Below are 3,116 nucleotides of genomic sequence, written 5' to 3' on the forward strand. Positions count from 1 at the left end.
TCTACCCCGAGCTCCCCGACAGCGCCCCCGCGCTACCCCACACCACCAACACGCCCACCGAATGATCGCCTACACCACCAAGCGGGACGCCATCCTGCCTCTTCGTCGATACGTGGGCGTACCCCACGAGGGCGCCGCTCTGTACGGCGGGGACGGGGGCGAGGAGATCGGCGGTGTCGTCGTCGGGAGGCGTCTGCACCCGCGAGGTCGTACAGAAAGGGGTGCTGAAGTTCTTGAGCACCCCGACTTTCTGACACCGTTTTACGAGCATGCTCCGGCGTCGATCCGACCGTGAATCCTCGCTAATCGATCTTGCGCATCAATCGGTCGATGCATGAGCAGTGGCACCTCGCGAGCGAGGTGGACCGCAAAGGGTTCTTCGCGAAGAACCCTTTGTGAAGAGTCCTTTGCGGACTACCGTGTGCCGCATGGCTGATGCAGTGGAGAGGCCGGATGGCCCGAACGTTGAAGAGGATTCGGTTGTCCTGGATGCCAAGGGGCTGCGTGCCCTGGCGCATCCGGTGCGGGTGCAGCTGGTCGGGCTGCTGCGGAAGTACGGCCCGTCGACGGCCACCCGCCTCGCGGAGCGGCTGGGCGTGAATTCCGGTACGGCCAGCTACCACCTCCGGCAGCTCGGCGCGGCCGGTTTCGTCGAGGAGGACACCGAACGCGGCAACGCGCGAGAGCGCTGGTGGCGTTCGGTGCACCGGACGACCTGGTTCAACGATCCGGAGCTGGCCGAGCGGGAGCCCGAGGCTGCACTGGCCTACCAGCAGTCCGTCGCTGCCATCTACACCCTGCGTACGCAGCAGACCCTGAACGGGCTTCAGACGATGCCCCGCGTATGGCGGAACACCTTCGACATGAGCGACTGGGCCCTGCGCCTCACGCCCGAGGAAGCAGCGGCCCTGTACCGGGAGTTGACGGAAGTCATCACGCGCTACCGGCGAGACGCGCCGGAGGCGGCGGCAAGTGCCCCCGCGGGAGCCGAACGGGTCGCCGTGATCACGCAGATCCTGCCCGAACTGGATGCGCCTGCCGCGTCGTCGCCCCCTTCCGGCCCTCAGGAAGAGGAAGGAAGCCCGACGTCATGACCGACGACGCCTCGGAGGGCGGCGGCATACCCGGCAAGAGGTCCTTACGGCCGCTGGGCGGGGTACTGGCGGCCATGACCGTATCGCTGACCGGCACTCGGATCTCCGTTGTGGCACTGCCCTGGTTCGTCCTCGTCGCAACCGGGAGTGCCACCCAGACCGGACTGGTCGCCTTCTGCCAGATGACTCCCTACGTGGTGGTCAAGGCGTTCACCGGACCACTGGTGGACCGGATCGGCCCACGGGCCGTCTCCTGGACCACCGATCTGGCAAGCGCGACCGCCGCCGCCGCGATCCCCCTGCTCCACGCCCTGGACCTGCTCTCCTTTCCCCTTCTGCTGGTTCTGGTCGCGCTGATCGGTGCGGCCCGGGGACCCGGCGACCTGGCCAAGGAAGTGATGGTCCCGGAAGCGGCCGAGCGCGGCCTGGTGCCGCTGGAGCGGGCCACCGGCCTATCCGGCGTGATCGAGCGGCTTGCCTCCACCGTCGGCCTGGCGGTCGGCGGATCGTTGGTGGCGCTGCTCGGTCCCCTGACCGGACTCGCCGTCAACGCGGGCTGCTTCGCCCTCGGATCGGTGATCATCAAACTTGCGCTGCCTCGCGGCATGGGGCATGCGGCCGAGGAAGCCCCCTCGCCGGCCGGGGAGACGGGACCGGGCTACTGGCGGCGGTTCGGCGAGGGCTTCACCTTCCTGCGCGGCGAGCCGCTGCTGCTCACCGTCATCGTCATGGTCGGCATCACCAACCTCCTGGACGCGGCGATCACCTCGGTGCTCGTACCCGTCTGGGCCAGGAAGTCCGGCAACGGGCCGACCGCGATCGGCCTGATGGGCAGCATGATGGGGGCCGCGGCGGTCGGCGGGAGCCTGATCGCCGCGGTGGTCGCACACCGGCTGCGGCGGCGGGCGGTGGTTCTCACCGGGTTCCTGCTGGCCGGGGCACCGAGGTTCCTGATCCTCGCCTTCGATGCCCCGTTGGGGGTGGTACTGGCCGTCTTCGCGGTCAGTGGGTTCGGTGCTGGCTTCATCAACCCAGTACTGGGGGCCGTCCTCGTCGAGCGGGTGCCGCGCCGGATGCTAGGCCGGGTCAACGCGCTCGGTGACTCGCTGGCCTGGGCCGGTATCCCTCTCGGCGGCCTGCTCGCCGGGGCCGCGGTGACCGCTGTCGGACTCGTGCCGGTGCTGCTCGCCTGCGGCGCCGCGTACTTCCTCACCACGAATCTGGCTGGACTGCGGCCGGAATGGCGCGAGATAGACCGTACGCGTGGGCGGGGCGTCGTGAAGCCGCATTCCAAGGAAGACGCCTCACAAGGCAGTGCGAATGCAGCGACATGACGTTTGCGGGAGGGAGGCGGACCATCTGGTTTCCTTCTCCCTCCCACCGCTCCTTCTGACCTCGCCCACGCTTCACGCACGGGCAGATGACTGCTGGTTGGAGGCGTCCGTCGGAGCTCGGGGCCCGGAAGGCTGATCGCAGTAAGGTCGAGGCGGGTGTCCATGTCGAGGTTGACCGCCCCTTACGGACGCACATGGGACCAGAACAGTGGGGTCAGGCCGCGCCGATCGGCGCGTAGCTCGGGCGGGAGGCGTTGCGGGTGGATCGGCGCAGGATTGCCTCGGTCGACGCTGTCCGCGTCCGGATCGCGGTCGCATACTTGATCATCTGGTCGTACTGCTGGGCGATGAGTTCCGAGCGGATCGGGCCGGTCAGCGCCGGACCGAGCTGCGGATAGGCGTCCGGATCGCCGGCCACCGGCCGGTACAGCTTGACCTTGTTGATCCGCTTGATTCGCGGCAGCAGGTCGAAGTTCAGCAACCGGGTGATGCCGAACCTGATTTCCGACTGGCCATGGCTGTCTGTGTCGTTGGCTTCGACGTCGATGGTGGTGCCGTGCGGCATGGGGCCCTCGACCATCGCGGCTGCCTCGGAGGCGGTGTTGTGTGGTTGGTTTGTTGTTGTTGGGGGTGGGGGGTGGGGGGTTATTCGAGGAGGCCGCGGCGCATGGCTTCGGCGACGGCTGCG

The 3,116-nt window shown here is 68.2% G+C and carries 3 protein-coding genes; 2 read left to right on the forward strand and 1 reads right to left on the reverse strand.

Features of this window, described 5'->3' with window-relative positions:
• Window positions 1-428 precede the first annotated feature (428 nt).
• Together ACIRU3_RS47480 and ACIRU3_RS47485 are read left to right on the forward strand one after the other, a co-directional pair.
• Window positions 429-1,094, forward strand: coding sequence for an ArsR/SmtB family transcription factor (locus ACIRU3_RS47480; RefSeq protein ID WP_404070655.1), 666 nt, complete (start codon window positions 429-431; stop codon window positions 1,092-1,094).
• The gene (locus tag ACIRU3_RS47485) at window positions 1,091-2,428 is read left to right on the forward strand and encodes an MFS transporter (RefSeq protein ID WP_404070658.1); all 1,338 of its coding nucleotides are present in this window, start codon (window positions 1,091-1,093) and stop codon (window positions 2,426-2,428) included. Before ACIRU3_RS47480 ends, ACIRU3_RS47485 begins: the two co-directional genes overlap by 4 nt.
• Window positions 2,429-2,642: 214 nt before the next feature.
• On the opposite strand, the gene ACIRU3_RS47490 is transcribed toward ACIRU3_RS47485, so the two are convergent.
• Complete coding sequence (locus ACIRU3_RS47490) at window positions 2,643-3,077, reverse strand: Tn3 family transposase (RefSeq protein ID WP_404070661.1); 435 nt, start codon at window positions 3,075-3,077, stop codon at window positions 2,643-2,645.
• Window positions 3,078-3,116 lie beyond the last annotated feature (39 nt).

Origin of the sequence: Streptomyces sp. NPDC101151 (assembly GCF_044768335.1) — a bacterium.
Lineage (GTDB): Bacteria > Actinomycetota > Actinomycetes > Streptomycetales > Streptomycetaceae > Streptomyces.